This window comes from Paenibacillus sp. FSL L8-0502 (genome assembly GCF_038593055.1).
Lineage (GTDB): Bacteria > Bacillota > Bacilli > Paenibacillales > Paenibacillaceae > Paenibacillus > Paenibacillus polymyxa_D.
Window position 1 is genome coordinate 4,759,910 of record NZ_CP151958.1, and the last position, 17,857, is coordinate 4,777,766.

The following is a 17,857-nucleotide window of genomic DNA, read 5'->3' on the forward strand; positions in this document are numbered from 1 at the left end:
TAACGTATTAGGCACGCCACGCATTTATACATCTGGGCACAGCTCCCCTACAACCCACAAGTAATCTCTATACTGCTGGTACAAGACCACTCGAAAAAGGAACCTATAAAATAAACACCCCCGGTTTTCACAGGATGCCTACATCCGATGTTAACCCGGGGGTGTTTATTTTTTACTCGTAAGAACGAACCTTCAATACACGCATCACATTCAATACGGCTAGCAATGTTACACCTACATCGGAAAATACAGCCTCCCACATCGTAGCAATACCGAATGCTCCCAGCGTAAGAAACACAGCTTTGACACCTAGTGCAAAAATGATGTTTTGCCATACGATACGACGTGTGCGCTTGGCGATATGGATGGCCGTAACCAGCCTTGAAGGCTCGTCGTTCATGATTACGATATCTGCCGCCTCAATCGCAGCGTCCGAACCCAAGCCACCCATCGCTACACCGACATCGGCCAGCGCCAGTACGGGTGTATCATTGATTCCATCGCCCACGAACAAAATTTTGTCGCTCGTTTTTTTACTTGCAGACAACTGCTCGATGGCTTCGGCTTTGTGCTGAGGTAACAGCTCTGCCCTTACTTCATCCAAACCCAGCTGTCGTCCTACAGCCTCGGCAACTGTCCGATTGTCACCCGTCAGCATGATGGTTTTCACCACACCCAACTTTTTCAGTGAAGTAACCGTTTGGGCTGCGTCTTCCTTAACCTCATCTGAAATCAGAATGCACCCGGCATACGTTCCGTCTACCGCCACATGTACGACCGTTCCTTCATCCAGCGTCCCTGCTTGCTGCGCCACGTTAAAAGCAACATGTTCCCGCTCCATCAGCTTGGCGTTCCCGGCTGATACCAGACGACCATCTATTTGTGCCTGAATCCCGTGACCGGATATTTCACTATACTGCTGAACCCGTTCTGCTCTGAGTTCTTTACCGTAGGATTCACGCAAAGATGCAGCAATAGGATGTGTCGAATGCAGCTCCGCCAAAGCGGCGGTTTCGAGCAGGGTTTCGTTTGTAAAATCCCCGGCAGGATAAATCCCTGTTACACGGAAAACACCTTTGGTGAGTGTGCCTGTTTTATCAAAAACAGCGTATTTTACATGATTCAGAGCTTCAAGATAATTCCCGCCCTTGATCAGAATACCTGAACGGGAGGCTGCCCCGATTCCCCCAAAGAAGCCCAATGGAATAGATACTACCAGCGCACATGGACAAGAAATAACGAGGAAAACAAGCGCACGGTACACCCAATCTGCAAATTGTGCACCTGGCACAACAAGCGGTGGAACAACCGCCAACAACAGCGCTACAATAACCACTACGGGAGTATAGTATCTGGAAAATTTCGTGATAAACTTTTCAGTCGGCGCTTTTTTGGCACTCGCATTTTGCACTAATTCCAAAATTTTAGAGACCGCGGATTCACTAAACTCTTTGCTAACCTCTACCGTTAGAAGCCCGTTCGTATTGATAAATCCACTCAACACGCTACTTCCCGGCTCCACAGTACGAGGCACCGATTCACCAGTCAACGCAGAGGTATCCACATGCGATTTACCATCTACAACTTTACCGTCCAGCGGGATCTTCTCGCCTGGCTTAATCACAATCAAATCCCCAATGCGAACGTCTTCTGGAGACACTCTCCGTACGGACTCAGCCGTCTTCAGGTTCGCATAGTCCGGTCTAATATCCATCAGATCACTGATGGATTTACGTGAACGGTTAACTGCAACACCTTGAAACAGTTCTCCGATTTGATAAAAGAACATGACAGCTACGCCTTCCGGGTATTCCCCAATCGCAAATGCACCAACAGTAGCCAGCGTCATCAGGAAGTACTCGTCAAAGGCCATTCCACGCACCAGACTGCGTGCAGCCTGCAAGACAACATCACCGCCAACGATGATATATGCCAGTAAAAATAGGGCCAGCTTGCCTACACCTTCGACAGGTAACCACCAGGCAACAGCCGCAACGACCGCACCAATAGCCAAACGCGCAATCATGCGGCGCATACCGTCCGTACCGTGATCATGCGTATGCCCAGCGTGGCTATCATCTCCATGCGAATGTGAATGAGCATGGGTGGATTCACCATGTTTGTGTTCTGCATGGTGGTTGTGATGCTCGTGTGTATGTCCTTCACCTTCATCATTATGCTCATGACCGCATGCACAATCCTCTACGCTATCTGATTGTACTGCACCAGCATGGCTTCGACTGTCTTCATGTAGGTGGCCCCGGGCACTTTTTACCACCATCCGAACATGTGGCTCAAGTCTATGAACCTTCCGTTCCGTCTGGCGAAAAACCTCTTCTTTTTGATCCGAACTTGTGGTCATCGTCAACGTTTTCGTAACAAAATTGACCGAGCAATCCATGACCCCTTCTATTTTACTGACTCCATTTTCAATCTTGAGCGCACAGTTGGCGCAATCCAAACCTTCCAAAATCCATTCATGCCGTTCCGTTCTTTTTAGAGCATCCATAATCATTGGCCTCCAATTAACTATATATGAGCAACTGTTCATATATTATTTATTAAGGTCATTATATTCAGGATCAGGGTCAAAAGTCAATGACATCAAGCCCTTTTTAACAAAAAAATCGACTTCAACGGACAAACGCCAAAAGAGCGCCAATCGCTTGGCGCCCTCTGTTGTTTTATCCCAAAAGATTATTGATGTGATATGTGTTGATGGGTTTGCAAAAAGATCTGCTCCACATGATTATCATCCAGTGAATAAAACACCGTTTTGCCTTCTTTGCGTCGTTTGACAATACGCAGGTTGCGCAAATAACGAAGCTGGTGGGATACCGCAGATTGTCCCATATTGAGCACCTGGGTCAGATCATGAACACACAGTTCTTTTTGTGCCAGGGCATAAATCAGCTTGATTCGTGTCGGGTCACCCAAAGCTTTAAACAGCTCCGACATTTTGTATGCGATGGAATCCTCAACAAGGGAAGATTTTATGCGCTCGATTTCCTGATCTGAACCGTGACAAGCCGGCTCGCAATCCAAAGCTTCCGTTTCAGAATTCATCCTTTTCACCCCGTGTATTTCGACTTGATGCTCCTATTATAGCAAATTCGTAGAGTTTACGAATAGCTTATATTACAGCTTGCCCTGTAACAGAAGACTTCCAAGTCTCAAATGCTTGCCTAACGCTATAGCTTTACAGTACATAAAGCTTAATTCAGCGTCTTTAATACTTCATCACTGTAAGGAATAATTTCTTCTATTTGTTGATCACGTAACTTCACCGCAAACGCTGGATCAACCAGCAAAGCACGTCCAACCGCAACCAGATCAGCTTCCTCTCGTTCTACTTGCCCCACGAGTTGTTCTAATCTTGCCTCTACACTACTGGATTGTTCGGTTTGACGATTATTATTTTTTTCAAAATCACTCAAAAACGCCTTCTCCAAGCCAATGGAGCCTACAGTAATAACTGGCTTACCTGTTATCTTTTTCGTCCAAGCTGCCAGGTTTAGATCGGACCCTTCAAATTCCGGTTCCCAAAAACGGCGGCTTGAGCAATGGAATACATCCACTCCTGCCTTCACTAATGGAGCGAGAAACTGTTCAAGTTCCTGAGGTGTCTGTGCCAGCTTTTCTTCATAGTGGTACATCTTCCACTGGGAGAATCGCAGTATAATTGGGAAATCCGGCCCTACTGCACGACGACAAGCCTCAATGACCTCCACCGCAAACCGAGTACGCTGGACCAGATTGCCTCCATATTGATCGGTACGCTTATTCGTTTTGTCCCAGAAAAACTGATCAATTAAATAGCCATGTGCTCCATGGAGCTCAATACCGTCAAAACCCACTCGCTGGGCATCGGCAGCGGCCTGAGCATAGGCTGCGATAATATCAGCAATCTCGGTCTCGGTCAACGGCTCAACTACCTTTTCACCGGCAGGAGAAATACCGGACGGACCGACAGGCAATGCCTCGGGATTCGGTTGGTTATCCGCACCTATTTCGCGAGCTGTACCCACATGCCAGAGCTGCGGTATAATCTTGCCACCTACCGCATGAACCTCCTCGACTACCTTGGCCCACCCCTTTAATCCCTCACCATAAAAATTAGGAATGCTGGTGTGCTCTACAGCTGCGGGATGATTAATAGCAGTTCCCTCCGTAATAATCAAACCAACCGCATTTTCTGCACGCCGACGATAATACATCACCACGTCAGGCCCTGGGATACCTTGAGGAGAAAAATTTCGTGTCATTGGCGCCATAACAATCCGATTGGGAAGAGTTAAATTACCTGCCTTAAAAGGTTTAAACAGTAATTCTGTGTTCATTACTTTTCCCTCCGCTCTCCACTAGTATTATCGTTTTCACTCTACTGTTATACAATTCCATTTTACACATATGTAAACTTGAGTTCAAGAAGCCACAGTTTTAATTTTAATAAGCAACACAAAAAAAGAAGAAGCGGTTCTAAGTCCGCTCCTTCTTTCCTAATTAGTTTGTACTTGTGTGATTTTTAGTGTGCTACCATGTTGTATTCCATAATCCATACTGAACCACCAACGACGGTCAACAGGATCACTACACCAAGAATCAAGGTCATAACATTCCAACGTGGTCCATTGCTTTCACGGATGTGCATGAAGAAGAAAAGCTGAACCAGAAATTGCAGCACTGCCGCGGCTAAAATAACAACCATGGTCGAAGTGCGGCTCAACATATGATTCATCACCACGAAGAGAGGAATGATGGTCAGTACGATGGACAGAATAAACCCGATAACATAGGATTTCACTGAACCGTGAGAATCATCATGACCATGCGAACCCGCTCCTGATTGATGCTGTGCCATCTACATCACCCCCATCAAATAGACGACTGTCAGCAAGAAGATCCAGACAGCGTCCAAAAAGTGCCAGTACAAGCTCAATGCCGAAACTTTCCCCTTCGTCTCTGGTGTAAGCCCGCGTTTTTTCAACTGGAACATGAGTCCAATCATCCAAACCAGACCTAACGAAACGTGAAGTCCGTGCGTTCCGACTAGAGTGAAGAATGCCGACAAGAACGCACTGGTTCCAAAATTGGCTCCTTCGTGTACCATTTCAACAAACTCGTAAACTTCAAAACCGATAAAACCAAGACCCAGGATCGCTGTTACGATTAACCAGCTGATTAATCCCTTCATGCTTCCTTTGTTCATAGCCAACACAGCCAGACCACTTGTGAAGCTGCTCGTGAGCAAGAGGAACGTTTCAATAATAACGCCCGTCATGTTAAACAGCTCTGCGCCACCTGGTCCTCCGGCCGTGTTATTCCGAAGGACAACGAAGGTTGCGAACAAGGTACTGAACAGGATTACGTCCGTTACGAGGAAGATCCAAAAACCAAGCATCTTCAGCTCTTGCGGATCGTGATGCCCGTGGTCATGATCATGGCTGTGATGTGCTGCAGCTTGTGCCATTATACAGACCCCCTTATTGCCGCTTCCGTGCGTTTTACTTCATCCGCAGGGATATAGTAGTCGCCATCGTAGGAGAAGAACGAACGGCAAATCATACAAATTGCCACACCGATCAGCCCTGGAATATAGAAGAACGACCATCCGAATACGAACCCGAAACCTGCAATGAAAAAGAATACCGACATAATGAATGGAATCGCCGAGTTTTTCGGCATATGAATCGCTTCAATTGGCGGTTGCTTTCTGAAAATACCTTTTGCACGTTTATCTTTTTCTGCCCACCAGTCATCACGTTCTTCTACTTGTGGAATGGTAGCAAAATTGTATTCCGGTGCAGGTGAAGGTATCGACCATTCCAACGTATGGCCACCCCAAGGGTCGCCTGTTGTATCCTTCAGCTTGCGGTAATTCTTGATGCCCAGAAGAATTTGAAGAACCTGGAACAAGAACCCAATCCCCATCAGGAATGCCCCAACGGTCGAAACGAGGTTAAGCGGCTGCCAGCCGGTATCCCAGCCATAAGTGCTCAGACGACGCGTCATACCCATCAGACCGAGAGAATATTGTGGAATAAAACATACATAGAAACCGATGTTCCAGAACCAGAAAGCCCATTTACCAGGCGTTTCAGGCAATGTGAAACCGAACATTTTAGGCCACCAATAGTACAGACCTGCCAAGTAACCAAACACTACACCACCAATCAGAGCGGAGTGAAAGTGAGCGATCAAGAAGTAACTGTTATGGAACTGGAAGTCAGCAGGCGCTACAGACAACATGACGCCCGTCAAACCAGCAATCAAGAAGTTCGGAATAAAAGCAATTGACCACATCATAGGGGTCTTGAATGTAATCTTACCCCGATACATCGTGAACAGCCAGTTAAATACTTTAACCCCTGTCGGTATAGCGATAACCATCGTCGAAATCGCAAAGAATGCATTAACATCTGCGCCTGATCCCATCGTGAAGAAGTGATGCGCCCAGGTGAAGAAGGACAGGATCGCAATCATGAACATAGCGTAAACCATGGATTTGTAGCCAAACAATTTCTTTTTGGAGAATACACTGATGACCTCGGAATAAATACCGAAGGCAGGCAAAACTACAATGTATACCTCAGGGTGACCCCACATCCAGATCAAGTTGATATACATCATCGGGTTACCGCCGAAATCAAGCGTAAAGAAGTGTCCTCCTCCAAAGCGGTCAAGGAACAGCAATGCCAAAGTAACCGTCAGAATCGGGAATGCGAAAATGATAATAACACATGACGAAAATACGGACCACGTAAAGACAGGCATTTTCATCCAAGTCATACCAGGTGCACGCATTTTAATAATGGTCACAATAAAGTTGATCCCCGTAGCCAATGAACCTATACCAGAAATCTGAATACCCCAGATATAGAAGTTCTGACCGACGCCAGGACTAAATTGCAGTTCTGAAAGCGGTGGATAACTCAACCACCCTGCATCTGGCGAACCGCCGATAACAAAGGACAAGTTGAACAACATCGCTCCCATAAAGAAAAGCCAAAAGCTCAATGCGTTCAGGAAAGGAAACGCAACGTCGCGCGCACCAATTTGAAGGGGTACGGCGATATTAAACAAACCAAACATCAACGGCATCGCCATAAACAGGATCATGATCGTGCCGTGAGTTGTGAAAATCTGATTGTAATGCTCAGGATGCAGAAGTGTCACATCCGGTGTAGCCAGTTGAACACGCATCAATAATGCATCCACGCCTCCGCGGAATAACATCAAGATGGCCGCAAGAATATACATAATACCGACTTTTTTATGGTCAACAGTAGTCAACCAGTTTTTCCAAAGCCAGCCCCATTTTTTGAAATAAGTGAGCACAAACACGATCCCGATCGTCGCTAATGCGATGGAGACGTCCGCTCCATAGATCATTGGGTCTCCAGTAACGAAGAAAGTGGATGCAAACTCTTTTATTTTGTCAAGCATTGGGGGCCTCCTTCCTTATAATCATTTAATTGTGTCCGCTCATATTCATATGACTCATGTCCATTCCAGCATGATCTTCTGTGCCGGACTTGGTTGAATCTTCTGTGGATGTAGCTCCACCATGTCCAGCATGGGGGTTAGGAGCCCCTTCCACTACATACTTGTTGACAATCTCTTTGAACAAGCCATCTGGAATCGAAGAATACTCATCAGGCTGGGACAAACCTGGTTTTGCAAGCGCCAAATAGCCGTCTTTCGTCAGCGGCTTAGACTGCTTCTTGATGTCAGCGACCCAGTTTTTATACTCTTCATCCGACTGGACCTCTACATCAAAACGCATTTGTCCAAAATGCTCACCGCTAAAGTTTGCACCCGAACCAAAGTAAGTTCCTTCGTGATCGGCCTGCAAATGCAGTTTCATAGCCATGCCTGACATGGTGTAGATTTGTCCGCCCAATTGCGGAATCCAGAACGAGTTCATCGGTGCGTCAGCAGTCAGTTCAAAACGGACTGGAACACCTTTAGGAATGTGAACTTGGTTAACTGTAGCTATACCTTCCTCTGGGTACATAAAGAGCCATTTCCAGTCCAGTGAAGTCACTTGAATGGTTACTGGCTTTTGCGTACTTGCCAACGGCTTGGAAGGCTCCAGCAAGTAGGTATATCTTGCAGTAATAACCGCAATAATACAGATAACGATAATTGGAATAGCCCACCATGTGGTCTCCAGCTTTTTGCTGTCATCCCAGTGGGGTTGGTACTTCACCTTGTTTGTCGGTGTATCACGATACCGCCAAATGATGAAGAAAGTCAAAATCATGACCGGTACAATTATTAGCGCAGACAATGCCGTTGTAAGAATGATCAGCTCTTTTTGTGCTTGCCCAATGGGTCCTTTCGGATCGAAAACAACGTATTTTCCGCCAGCATAAAAACACGTCCAAATGAGCAATGCTACCGTGAGCACGGTCAAAACCAACGCAATAATCGCTTTTGGTTTTTTGTTCATGTTGTTCCCCTCTCCTTAAATAATAAATTACTCAAAACTTAACGAACTCCTGTAATGTTGCCCCTATATAAGATAGCAGAAAAGCGGCCACTTTTTTTATTGTTAACAGAATTGTCGATTATTTGTCCGATTTTTGTGAAAAATATCTCTAAAAATAAAATTTCTCTTGCAAATTCAAAATATATTATAATTCAAAGATGACATATTAAAAACGTTATTTGTGTATCTTAAAGAAGTTATATTAAAGAAAAAAGCGGGACTCCCTACAGTTATCATCCTACACTGCTCGAAGCCCCACGTTGTTGTTTTCAGTATATATTTGCTTTAAATCATTTTTAATTTTATTAACTGCGACCGTTTTCCTGGTCTTCCTTCTTGCGTGCAATGACAAATGATTTCCCAACGAGAAAAATAAAAATCCCGGCAACAACGCAGCCAATGCCTGTCATTAAATATATATTTCGATCAGTCAAATTTCCTATATCAAGCAAAATAAGGATAATACCTGCAATACAAGCGATCAAAGCGATAACAGATACCGTACGGCTCATCTGCCCGTCAGTTGATCCTGATTTTCTAAAATTTGCAGCCATCCCCTCCACTCCCTTCGGTCCAAAATAATTTTAACGCCCTCGTTCGGTATTTTTGTCAGTATGCACACATCTTGCTTCTTTATTCCCTTTGGTCTCTACATACCTGAAACAACCCTCTGCATATCCTGACTATTATTACCCCGGAAGACCCAGTATTCAAACAAAAGGGAATGAAGACAGATCCGTCTTTGCTATATTTTTTAAAAAAATTGCTCTTCGTTTAACGTCTGGTCTCCAACCAGTTATTACTTACTATATTTCGATACCAATAGTAACTTTCCTTCGGGGTGCGGACCTGTGTGCGAAAATCGACATGAATCATGCCAAATCTCATATTATATCCCTCTGCCCACTCAAAATTGTCCATAAGTGACCATGCCATATATCCTTTGACATGAAGGCCGTCATGAATCGCCCGGTGTACCTGCACCAAATGCTGCTGCATATACGAAATGCGACGGTCATCCTGAACCTTGCCATTCACGACATCATCGTTGATACAAGCCCCATTCTCTGTGATATAAATATCGAGGTTACCGTATTTTTGCAAATAATGAAGTACCTCGTACAGCCCACGCGACTCCACTGGCCAGCCGATATCTGTTACAGGTAGCCCCATATTGATTTCTTCAGATTGAAGAAACCCGGCTTCAGGATTAAAGCGATTAACCGACATACTATAGTAATTAATACCGATCATATCAATAGGCTCGCCAATAATATCCATATCACCATCCTGAATAGGCACGGTAGCTCCCTGCTCCGCGAACCAGTCTACCAAAAACTGAGGATACGAGCCTTGATAAATAGGTTGAAGAAACCAGTCACTGTGCAGGGAAATGGTGCGCGCACAAGCAGCTTTATCTTCCTCAGATGTACTGTAAGGGACAGCCCATGAGACATTGGGAGCGATACCGATCTGGCCACTGGTGCCCAGCTCACGGAAGCGGCGCACAGAAAGACCATGTGCAACTAGCAGATGATGTCCTACATCAATGGCTGTCTGAAGATTTGTCAGACCTGGGGCATGAACACCCAGCATATTGGATAAAAAGGCAATGCACCACGGTTCATTGAATGTTAGCCAATGGTGTATTTTACCGTGGAACTCGCGGAACATCGTTTCTGCATACTGGACAAATGCTTGAATCGTGTGACGATTCTCCCATCCTCCAGCATCCTGAAGCGCTTGAGGCAGATCCCAATGGTACAGTGTACAAAACGGTTCAATTCCGTTTTCGTTCAACAAATCGACTATGCGATGATAATAGTCCAATCCTTCTTGATTGACTTCACCGTCACCATTGGGAAATATACGCGGCCAGGACACGGAAAAACGGTATGTACGAATGCCCAGCTCCTTCATTAGGCGGATATCTTCCTCGTAGCGATGATAGCTGTCACAAGCTACATTGCCGTTATCACCGTTGAATACTTTGCCAGGCGTATGGGCAAAGGTATCCCAGATCGACAAGCCTCTCCCATCCTCCTCATAAGCTCCTTCGATTTGATAGGCTGCCGTCGCGGTGCCCCACATAAATTCCTGCGGAAATTGAAAAATGGTCATATTGTCTATTCCTCTCCTTCAATTATAATCGTATGCCCGTTCGTTATTTCCTGTTCTTTGGTAAAAATCCATGACAAAATAAATCCTCCGTGCTCAGGATCAGGCAGAGCCTGACGAGCATCTGCGCTAAATGGATGTGCACTGCGAATCGTGCAGCTTCCTGCTGAGATGGATGTGGCCAGTTCTGCACGGACAAGCCGGGAACCTGACCATTCCATGCCGATCGTCATCCCGCCATGTCCCTTCAATCCACTGACCCGTCCCTCCGACCATGCCGTTGGCAGGGCAGGCAGTAACGTTAGCTCTCCCGGACGGCTTTGTAGCAGCATTTCTGCAATCCCCGCCGTCGCACCAAAATTACCGTCGATCTGAAAAGGCGGGTGAGCGTCAAATAAATTAGGATAGGTTGATCGCGACAGCAACGTGCGAACATACCGATGTGCGGCGTCGCCATCTTCCAGTCGAGCATACAGGTTAATCAACCAGGCACAGCTCCATCCGGTATGCCCACCACCGTGATCAAGCCGTCGACGCAACGATATGCGAGCCGCCTCAGCTAGCTCCGGGGTATCACGGATGTGAATTTGTCGACCAGGATATAACCCATATAGATGCGAAACATGTCGATGCCCAGGCTCCGCTTCCTCAAAATCGACAAACCATTCCTGTAGCTGACCGTGGCGACCAATTTGATAGGACATTAATCTGTCTCGTGTCTCCTCGCAGCGGTTGCGGAACTCATCGTCTAATTCCAGCAGATCCGCAGCTTGAATGCAGTTCCCCAACAGCTCTCGAATCAGCGTCATATCCATGGTGGAGCCCATAGATATACTGCAATCCTCGCCATCCGACGTTTTGAATTTATTTTCAGGTGATGTGGATGGGGACGTCACAAGCTGACCCTCCGGGCCTTCTACGAGCCAGTCCATGCAAAAGGCTGCCGCCCCCTTCATGAGCGGATAAGCTTGTTCTGCCAAATAGGCTGTATCCAAGGTGAACAGATAGCGCTCCCATAGGTGAGCAGTTAGCCATACACCTCCAAGCGGCCAAAATGCCCAGCTGGCATGGCCCCCTGAAGGTCCGGCGTATCTCCACACATCTACATTGTGATGAGCAGCCCACCCTTGAGCACCATAATGGATGGAGGCTACCCTCCGTCCCGTACGAGCCACTTCTCCAATCATGTGCAGCAAGGGTTCATGGCACTCGGCAAGATTGCATACCTCTGCGGGCCAATAGTTCATCTGAGTATTAATATTGGTTGTATAATTACTGTTCCACGGCGGCTGCACCCAGTCATTCCAGATGCCCTGAAGATTGGCAGGCTGACTCCCCGGACGCGAGCTACCCATGAGCAAATAGCGGCCATACTGAAATAACAGCACTTCCAGCCCCGGGTCGGCCTGACCTTTCTGATAACGTTCTAATCGCAGATCGGTCGGTAGAACGAATTCGTCGGGTAGAGTATCACCTCCCAGTTCTAATGCAACGCGGTCAAACAGCTTTCGGTGATCCTGTTCATGGCGTTGCCGCACCTGCTCAGTTCCCAGCGAAATTGCTCCGTCTAAAATGACTTGACATGCTTCTGCTGACTCCGTTGCATCACTATTCGGCATAGCGTGAAATCCCCTAAATCCAGTAGCTGCTGCCAAATACACCGTGATTTTATCCGCGCCTGAGATGATCAGCGCACCATCAGTGTCCTTCGTCAAGGTTCCTCCCTCGGGAATAACCCTCGCCTGAACTGCAAAAGCCATCCCCAAATCATTTTCATAAACGACAGACTGTGGATGATCACCGTGATAATTAGATTCCACATGACTGGGCGCTCGTCCAGTCAATGTCATAAAGTCCCCGGATGGCTCCTCGGATGGATCATCCTCTTTATCGCTATCCCATTTGGATGAATCACCAAAATGTACCTCCTCTCCAACCTCGTCTTCACAAGGATGGGGGGAAGTGATGCGCACGGATGCATGGATCTTCCCAAGCTTATTCGCAGTCAGTGACACCATGATGATTCCATCTGGCGCACTGGCGATAACTTCACGGGTATAGCGGACTCCATCACTCTGAAAAGTGACGGCTACGGTTCCGGTCAGCAAATCCAGTTTCCGTTCATAATGTGCAATTTCCCCTAGGTCCTCCTGCGTAATCCACAAATCTCCCAAAGGCTGATAGGCTTCCGTATCGCGACCTAGCATATTCGTATTAATCAGTTGTTCCGCTTCCTTGTATTTTCCATCTGCAATCAGCTTTCTGGCAGGCTGCAAATATCGCAATACATCATACTGAACGCCATCTCTGGGAAACCCGGACCAGAGCGTATCCTCGTTTAATTGCAAATGCTCCTCTCTGATTCCGCCAAATACCATAGCTCCCAGCCTTCCATTGCCGACTGGCAATGCTTCCTCCCATACCTCAGCAGGCTGGCGGTACCATAAACGCAGGGATTGTGGCTTTTCGCTTTTCGTCACATCAAACCCTCCCCCATCAAGATCAAACAGAGCGCTAATCCCGTATGGACCTTAAGGACAAGCGCTCTGTCATTCCGGCATTCAAAATTTCGTTAAAAGCAGTCAGCTATTTAGAAGCCTTGCCGCTCCATAACTCCACTCTGTCCTTCACCAGTTGCGTGTATTGCTGTTCCATTTGGACAGCTCCGGCGGCATCCAGTTCTTTAATCATGTTGTCGTATACCGTATCAAAATTGGAAGCTGGTGCTAAAATAGCTTCGGGTATACGTTTGCGGATAATGTCGGTCGTTTTTTTGAATGTAACGTTATAGTTGGATTCATTGTCTGTTGTCAGGTTATAGGCTGCGCCCCAAGGCTTTACATCAAATTCTTTCTTGTCTGGGAACAGATCTTTCCACGTTTTTACGCCATATGCTTTAAGGGATTCTTTCTCCGGCTTCGAATAAGCCGCGATAATTTGCTCCGGGAATTTGGCAGTATAGTAGTTACCCGTAGGGTCCTTCACGCCGTCACCATAGTGTCCGCTGATGAGCGTGTACAAATCTATACCCGTGGATTTGCTGAAGTTGGTTGCATTGTTCGTTTTTTGCTCCAGCACATCAGCCGGAATGATGCGTTTGCCATCTTTGATCTCATAATGCTTGCCCTCGATCCCCCAGTTCACTAGCACCTGTCCTTCATCGGAAGCTAAATAATCAAGGAATTTTATAGCCCGCACCGGGTCCTTGCAATTTTCCGTAATACCTACACCATAACCGGACACGAAGCCCATATCCTGAAAGGAACGATCCTTGTATTCCTCCGAAAGTGTAACTGGAAAATGCGCGTAGCTGGCATCAGCCTTACCTGACGCTTTTAATGCATTTTCAGCATCCTGATACCCCCACTCCTGGTCAATCAGACCGAGGACACGGCCGCTGGCAATTTTGGATTTGTATTGATCACTTTTTTGCACAAACGAATCTTTATCGAGCAGCCCTTCATTGTACATGTGGTTCAACCAACGAAAATATTCCTTTTCTTCTGGACGTTTGTAATGAAGTTTGGCTTCAAATGTTTTGGGATCAATAAAATATTCACCATCATCCGGCGCTCCAGTCGTCTGGAAGGCAGGATTCGTTACGGTAATCATAATTCTCCAGTCATCTGCATCCAGCGTGAGTGGGATTGTTTTTTTGCCATTGATCGTCGGATGCTTGGCAGTATAGGTTTTGAGTACGTTTTCATAATCCTGTAGCGTTCTTACCTTTGGATAACCTAACTCCTTGAGCACCTTATGCTGAATTTCAAATCCCCCTGTTGCGTCAAAACTTTCCTGTCCCACACCTGCATACGTAGGAAGGACATAGATGGATTGATCCTTATTACTGTATTTCAAACGATCCATATAGGGTCCATATAGCTTTTTGAGATTAGGTGCGTGATCGTTGATCAGATCTGTCAGATCAATCATGGCCCCCGCATCCACAAGCTTATTAATATTCGCTTTAGGAGAAACCAAGTCCGGGTATTCTCCACTTGCTGCCATCAAAGCAATTCGGTCATCTCCACCTCCACCGCTGACATCAAATTCCGCATTCAAGGTTACACCTGTTTTCTTGGTGATTTCCTTGCCTATTTCATCCTTCATTCCGTTCCATTGTGGGCTTGTATCTGCTCCGAAGAAGCTAAACGTAATCGGGTCTGTACCGCTGGATGTGCTCTCCTTCGCTGCTTTATCGCTTCCCCCACAACCTGCGAGTGCGGTAAGTGACACCGCGAGCAAGGGAATCAGTGCAAATCTGGACCAGTGTTTTTTCATGTATAAATCCTCCTATATTCTTATGATGACTTCTCCTACAAATAACTACTATTTACTGCCAGAATCCTGGCTTTTATGATTTCACTGCCCCCAGCGTCATACCGCCTACAAAATACTTTTGCAAGAACGGATACACCATCAGGATGGGGAGCGTAACCGTAATCGTGATTGCCATTTTGATCGATTCTGGTGAAATTTGAGCCATTTGTTTAGCCATGTCATTGCTATTCGTCATACTGGAGCCGCCTTGCTGCGTACTTTGCAGTATTTTCATCAGCTCATACTGTAACGTCGTCCATTGCGACGCCCCACCGTTGTATAAATACGTATCAAACCAAGCATTCCACTGACCTACTGCCAGAAAAAGAGCAATCGTTGCCAATACTGGTTTGCACAGCGGCAAAATAATTCTCCAGTAAATCGTAAAATCATTCGCTCCATCGAGTTTGGCAGACTCCTGCAACGCATACGGCAAACCATCCATAAAGGAACGAATGACAAACACGTTAAATGCGCTAATTAAGCCTGGAAAAATGTACACCCAAAACGAGCCCAGAAGATGCAAATCCCGCATTAAAATAAACACGGGCACCATCCCGCCGGAAAAATACATCGTCAACGCCAAAAACGTAGAAATAAACTTACGAGCACGAAACTCGACCCGACTCAATGTAAAAGCAAGCATAGATGCGCAGATCAATCCGAGTACCGTCCCGACCAAAGTACGAAGAATAGATATTTGCAGTCCCTGAAGAAGGCCATCGTACTGGAAAATCGTTTTGTAATTTTCGAGCGTAAATTGGCGGGGCCATATATAAATACCACCACGAACCGTGTCCGTTGAATTGTTCAGGGAAATCGCAAGTACGTTCAGAAACGGGTACAGCGTCAACACCACGATCAGAGCCATGAGGATATAGTTGAACAGGTCAAACAGCTTCTCAGACCGGGTAGCATTAAATGCCTTATTCGTCATTTCGCTTCTCCCTCCCTACATGATGCTTTCTTTGGTCAGTTTTTTGAATATACCGTTCGCCGTAAACAACAGCAGAATGCTAACCAGCGAGTTGAAAATACCAATTGCCGTCCCGTAAGAGAAGCGCCCCAAATTAATCCCGTAATTGAGCGCGTACAGATCCAGCACCTCGGAATAATCCGTCACAAGACTATTGCCAAGCAAGAACTGCTTTTCAAAACCATTGCTCACCAGATGTCCAATCGCCATAATGAACAGAATGGCAATCGTCGAGCGGATACCCGGCAGTGTAATATGCCACATCTGTCTCCAACGACTCGCTCCATCCACGCGCGATGCTTCATACTGTTCTTGATCAATTCCGGTGATTGCAGCTAAATAAATAATCGTATTCCAACCTGTCTCTTTCCATATGTCGGAAGCGGTTACAATGTACCAGAACCAGCTCCCCTTTGCCATGAACTGAATCGGTTCATCCACAATATGAAGCGCTACCAATACATCGTTGACAATGCCTCCGTCAATGGACAGCATCTTGGTGACCAAGCCGGCCACAACTACCCAGGATACAAAATGCGGGAGATAGGATATTGTCTGCACAAACCGTTTGAACAGCATACCACGCAGCTCATTTAACAGAATTGCAAAGAAGATCGGTACGACAAAACCAAATACAATCCCCATCAGGCTCATCGCTAGCGTATTGCGTAATACCAGATAAAATCGTTCATCCTGAAATAGCTCAATAAAGTTATCCAGCCCTACCCATTTCTGGTCCGTAAAAGATTTGGCTGGCTTATAATTTTGAAACGCCATCGTCCAGCCCCAAAGCGGAAGATAGCTGAAAACAAACACCCATATGACGAAAGGAATGGACATAAAATAAAGATACTTTTGCTGCTTCACACTGTCCCACAAGCCTTTTTTACCACGGTCAGGCTTCGGGCCGCGAGCCTTGCGTGGTCTTCCCCTATTGGATTCAGGAATCAAAGCACTATTGTTGGAAGCGGTTTCAGTTGAAGATCCCATAACAAGCTCCTCCTCATCTCTAGATACTATTATCATACTTTGCTGGCTTGGAAGCGGATACCCGACGAATTAGGAGAAAAATCAGTTCAAAATTAGATATATGGGATGAAAAAAATTACATTCGTGCCACTACGCATGCGGATGGTGCTTCCCATCGCTGTTGTCCCCGGATTTCTTGAATAAGCACACAAAGGTAGAAAGCCGGGGACAGTTTATGCTTGCGATGCGAGCTTTCCTGCAGAAAGCTTTAAGGCGACCGCTTCGCTTGTCCAGCACATTCCGCCTGTTCCGTTCTAATGTAAATTCCCTGAAAGAAGTCTTGTAAAAAACAAAAGATCAGCAATGTAAGCTGATCAGAGGTAAAGGGTAAAGGATAAAGCATAATGCAAAAAGGATAATGCATACTGCACCACAGGTGGTGGATGGTATATACACACTGTCGCAATTAACCTAATGATTGATTGAAGGAAAAAAAGCTTTCTGGCATCAATGTGCCAGAAAGCTTTTTTGATTTATTTTACTGTGATGGTCCCGTAGTACATGTACATACCGCAATTGTACTCATATACGCCTGGTTTCAAGTCCTGGACGGTAAAATAATTATTTTCGTGATCCAGGTAAACGTCCATTCCGATCTTCAACGACTGCACTTCATCAATGCAAGTGAAGGATGTCATTTTCTTGAAATTGATTTTGGTTGGAACGCCGGCTTTCACTTCAATATTTTTAGGATAGAAACCGTCCCCTTTTACACCCACTGTAACAATCTCATATTTAGTTTTGTCTGGCTCTTCCTGAGCTTGTTTAGGTTGAATGGCCGGAAACGACGACACGCTCCCCTGAAAATAAAACAAGACAAACCCGCCCATGCTCAGGGCTACAAAACCAATCAGCATCAAATGCCAATGCTTAGAGATTAGTGTTTTCATTCATATCAGCCTCTCCAGTTGAATGTCTGC

The 17,857-nt window shown here is 46.1% G+C and carries 14 protein-coding genes; all 14 read right to left on the reverse strand.

Features of this window, described 5'->3' with window-relative positions; genetic code table 11:
- Positions 1-172: 172 nt before the first annotated feature.
- On the reverse strand, positions 173-2,509 hold the full coding sequence (locus NSQ57_RS20940; protein ID WP_208332610.1) for a heavy metal translocating P-type ATPase: 2,337 nt from the start codon (positions 2,507-2,509) through the stop codon (positions 173-175).
- Positions 2,510-2,697: 188 nt separating this feature from the next.
- Complete coding sequence (locus NSQ57_RS20945) at positions 2,698-3,066, reverse strand: metalloregulator ArsR/SmtB family transcription factor (protein ID WP_007432172.1); 369 nt, start codon at positions 3,064-3,066, stop codon at positions 2,698-2,700.
- 149 nt (positions 3,067-3,215) lie between these two features.
- A complete protein-coding gene (locus NSQ57_RS20950) occupies positions 3,216-4,340 on the reverse strand; it encodes an NADH:flavin oxidoreductase (protein ID WP_342425236.1) in 1,125 nt (374 codons plus the stop codon).
- A gap of 185 nt (positions 4,341-4,525) precedes the next feature.
- The gene (gene cyoD / locus NSQ57_RS20955) at positions 4,526-4,861 is read right to left on the reverse strand and encodes a cytochrome o ubiquinol oxidase subunit IV (RefSeq protein WP_029519230.1); all 336 of its coding nucleotides are present in this window, start codon (positions 4,859-4,861) and stop codon (positions 4,526-4,528) included.
- Positions 4,862-5,470: a cytochrome o ubiquinol oxidase subunit III gene (cyoC, locus tag NSQ57_RS20960; protein WP_013373104.1), complete on the reverse strand. Its 609-nt coding sequence runs from the start codon at positions 5,468-5,470 to the stop codon at positions 4,862-4,864.
- On the reverse strand, positions 5,470-7,446 hold the full coding sequence (locus NSQ57_RS20965; RefSeq protein ID WP_025723659.1) for a cbb3-type cytochrome c oxidase subunit I: 1,977 nt from the start codon (positions 7,444-7,446) through the stop codon (positions 5,470-5,472). The genes cyoC and NSQ57_RS20965 overlap by 1 nt, the downstream gene beginning before the upstream one ends.
- A 25-nt stretch (positions 7,447-7,471) precedes the next feature.
- Complete coding sequence (gene cyoA, locus NSQ57_RS20970; protein ID WP_029519232.1) at positions 7,472-8,455, reverse strand: ubiquinol oxidase subunit II; 984 nt, start codon at positions 8,453-8,455, stop codon at positions 7,472-7,474.
- 344 nt (positions 8,456-8,799) lie between these two features.
- Complete coding sequence (locus NSQ57_RS20975) at positions 8,800-9,048, reverse strand: hypothetical protein (protein ID WP_029519233.1); 249 nt, start codon at positions 9,046-9,048, stop codon at positions 8,800-8,802.
- A 220-nt stretch (positions 9,049-9,268) separates the two neighbouring features.
- Positions 9,269-10,615: a GH1 family beta-glucosidase gene (locus NSQ57_RS20980; protein ID WP_342425237.1), complete on the reverse strand. Its 1,347-nt coding sequence runs from the start codon at positions 10,613-10,615 to the stop codon at positions 9,269-9,271.
- A 5-nt stretch (positions 10,616-10,620) separates the two neighbouring features.
- A complete protein-coding gene (locus tag NSQ57_RS20985; RefSeq protein WP_342425238.1) occupies positions 10,621-13,092 on the reverse strand; it encodes a glycoside hydrolase family 95 protein in 2,472 nt (823 codons plus the stop codon).
- Positions 13,093-13,198: 106 nt separating this feature from the next.
- On the reverse strand, positions 13,199-14,893 hold the full coding sequence (locus tag NSQ57_RS20990; protein ID WP_039273751.1) for an ABC transporter substrate-binding protein: 1,695 nt from the start codon (positions 14,891-14,893) through the stop codon (positions 13,199-13,201).
- Positions 14,894-14,966: 73 nt separating this feature from the next.
- Positions 14,967-15,869 carry a carbohydrate ABC transporter permease gene (locus NSQ57_RS20995; RefSeq protein WP_029519239.1) on the reverse strand — a complete coding sequence of 301 codons (903 nt, stop codon included), beginning with the start codon at positions 15,867-15,869 and terminating at the stop codon, positions 14,967-14,969.
- A gap of 15 nt (positions 15,870-15,884) precedes the next feature.
- On the reverse strand, positions 15,885-16,898 hold the full coding sequence (locus tag NSQ57_RS21000) for a sugar ABC transporter permease (protein WP_029519240.1): 1,014 nt from the start codon (positions 16,896-16,898) through the stop codon (positions 15,885-15,887).
- Positions 16,899-17,410: 512 nt separating this feature from the next.
- A complete protein-coding gene (locus NSQ57_RS21005; RefSeq protein ID WP_209949899.1) occupies positions 17,411-17,827 on the reverse strand; it encodes a cupredoxin domain-containing protein in 417 nt (138 codons plus the stop codon).
- Positions 17,828-17,857: the final 30 nt, after the last annotated feature.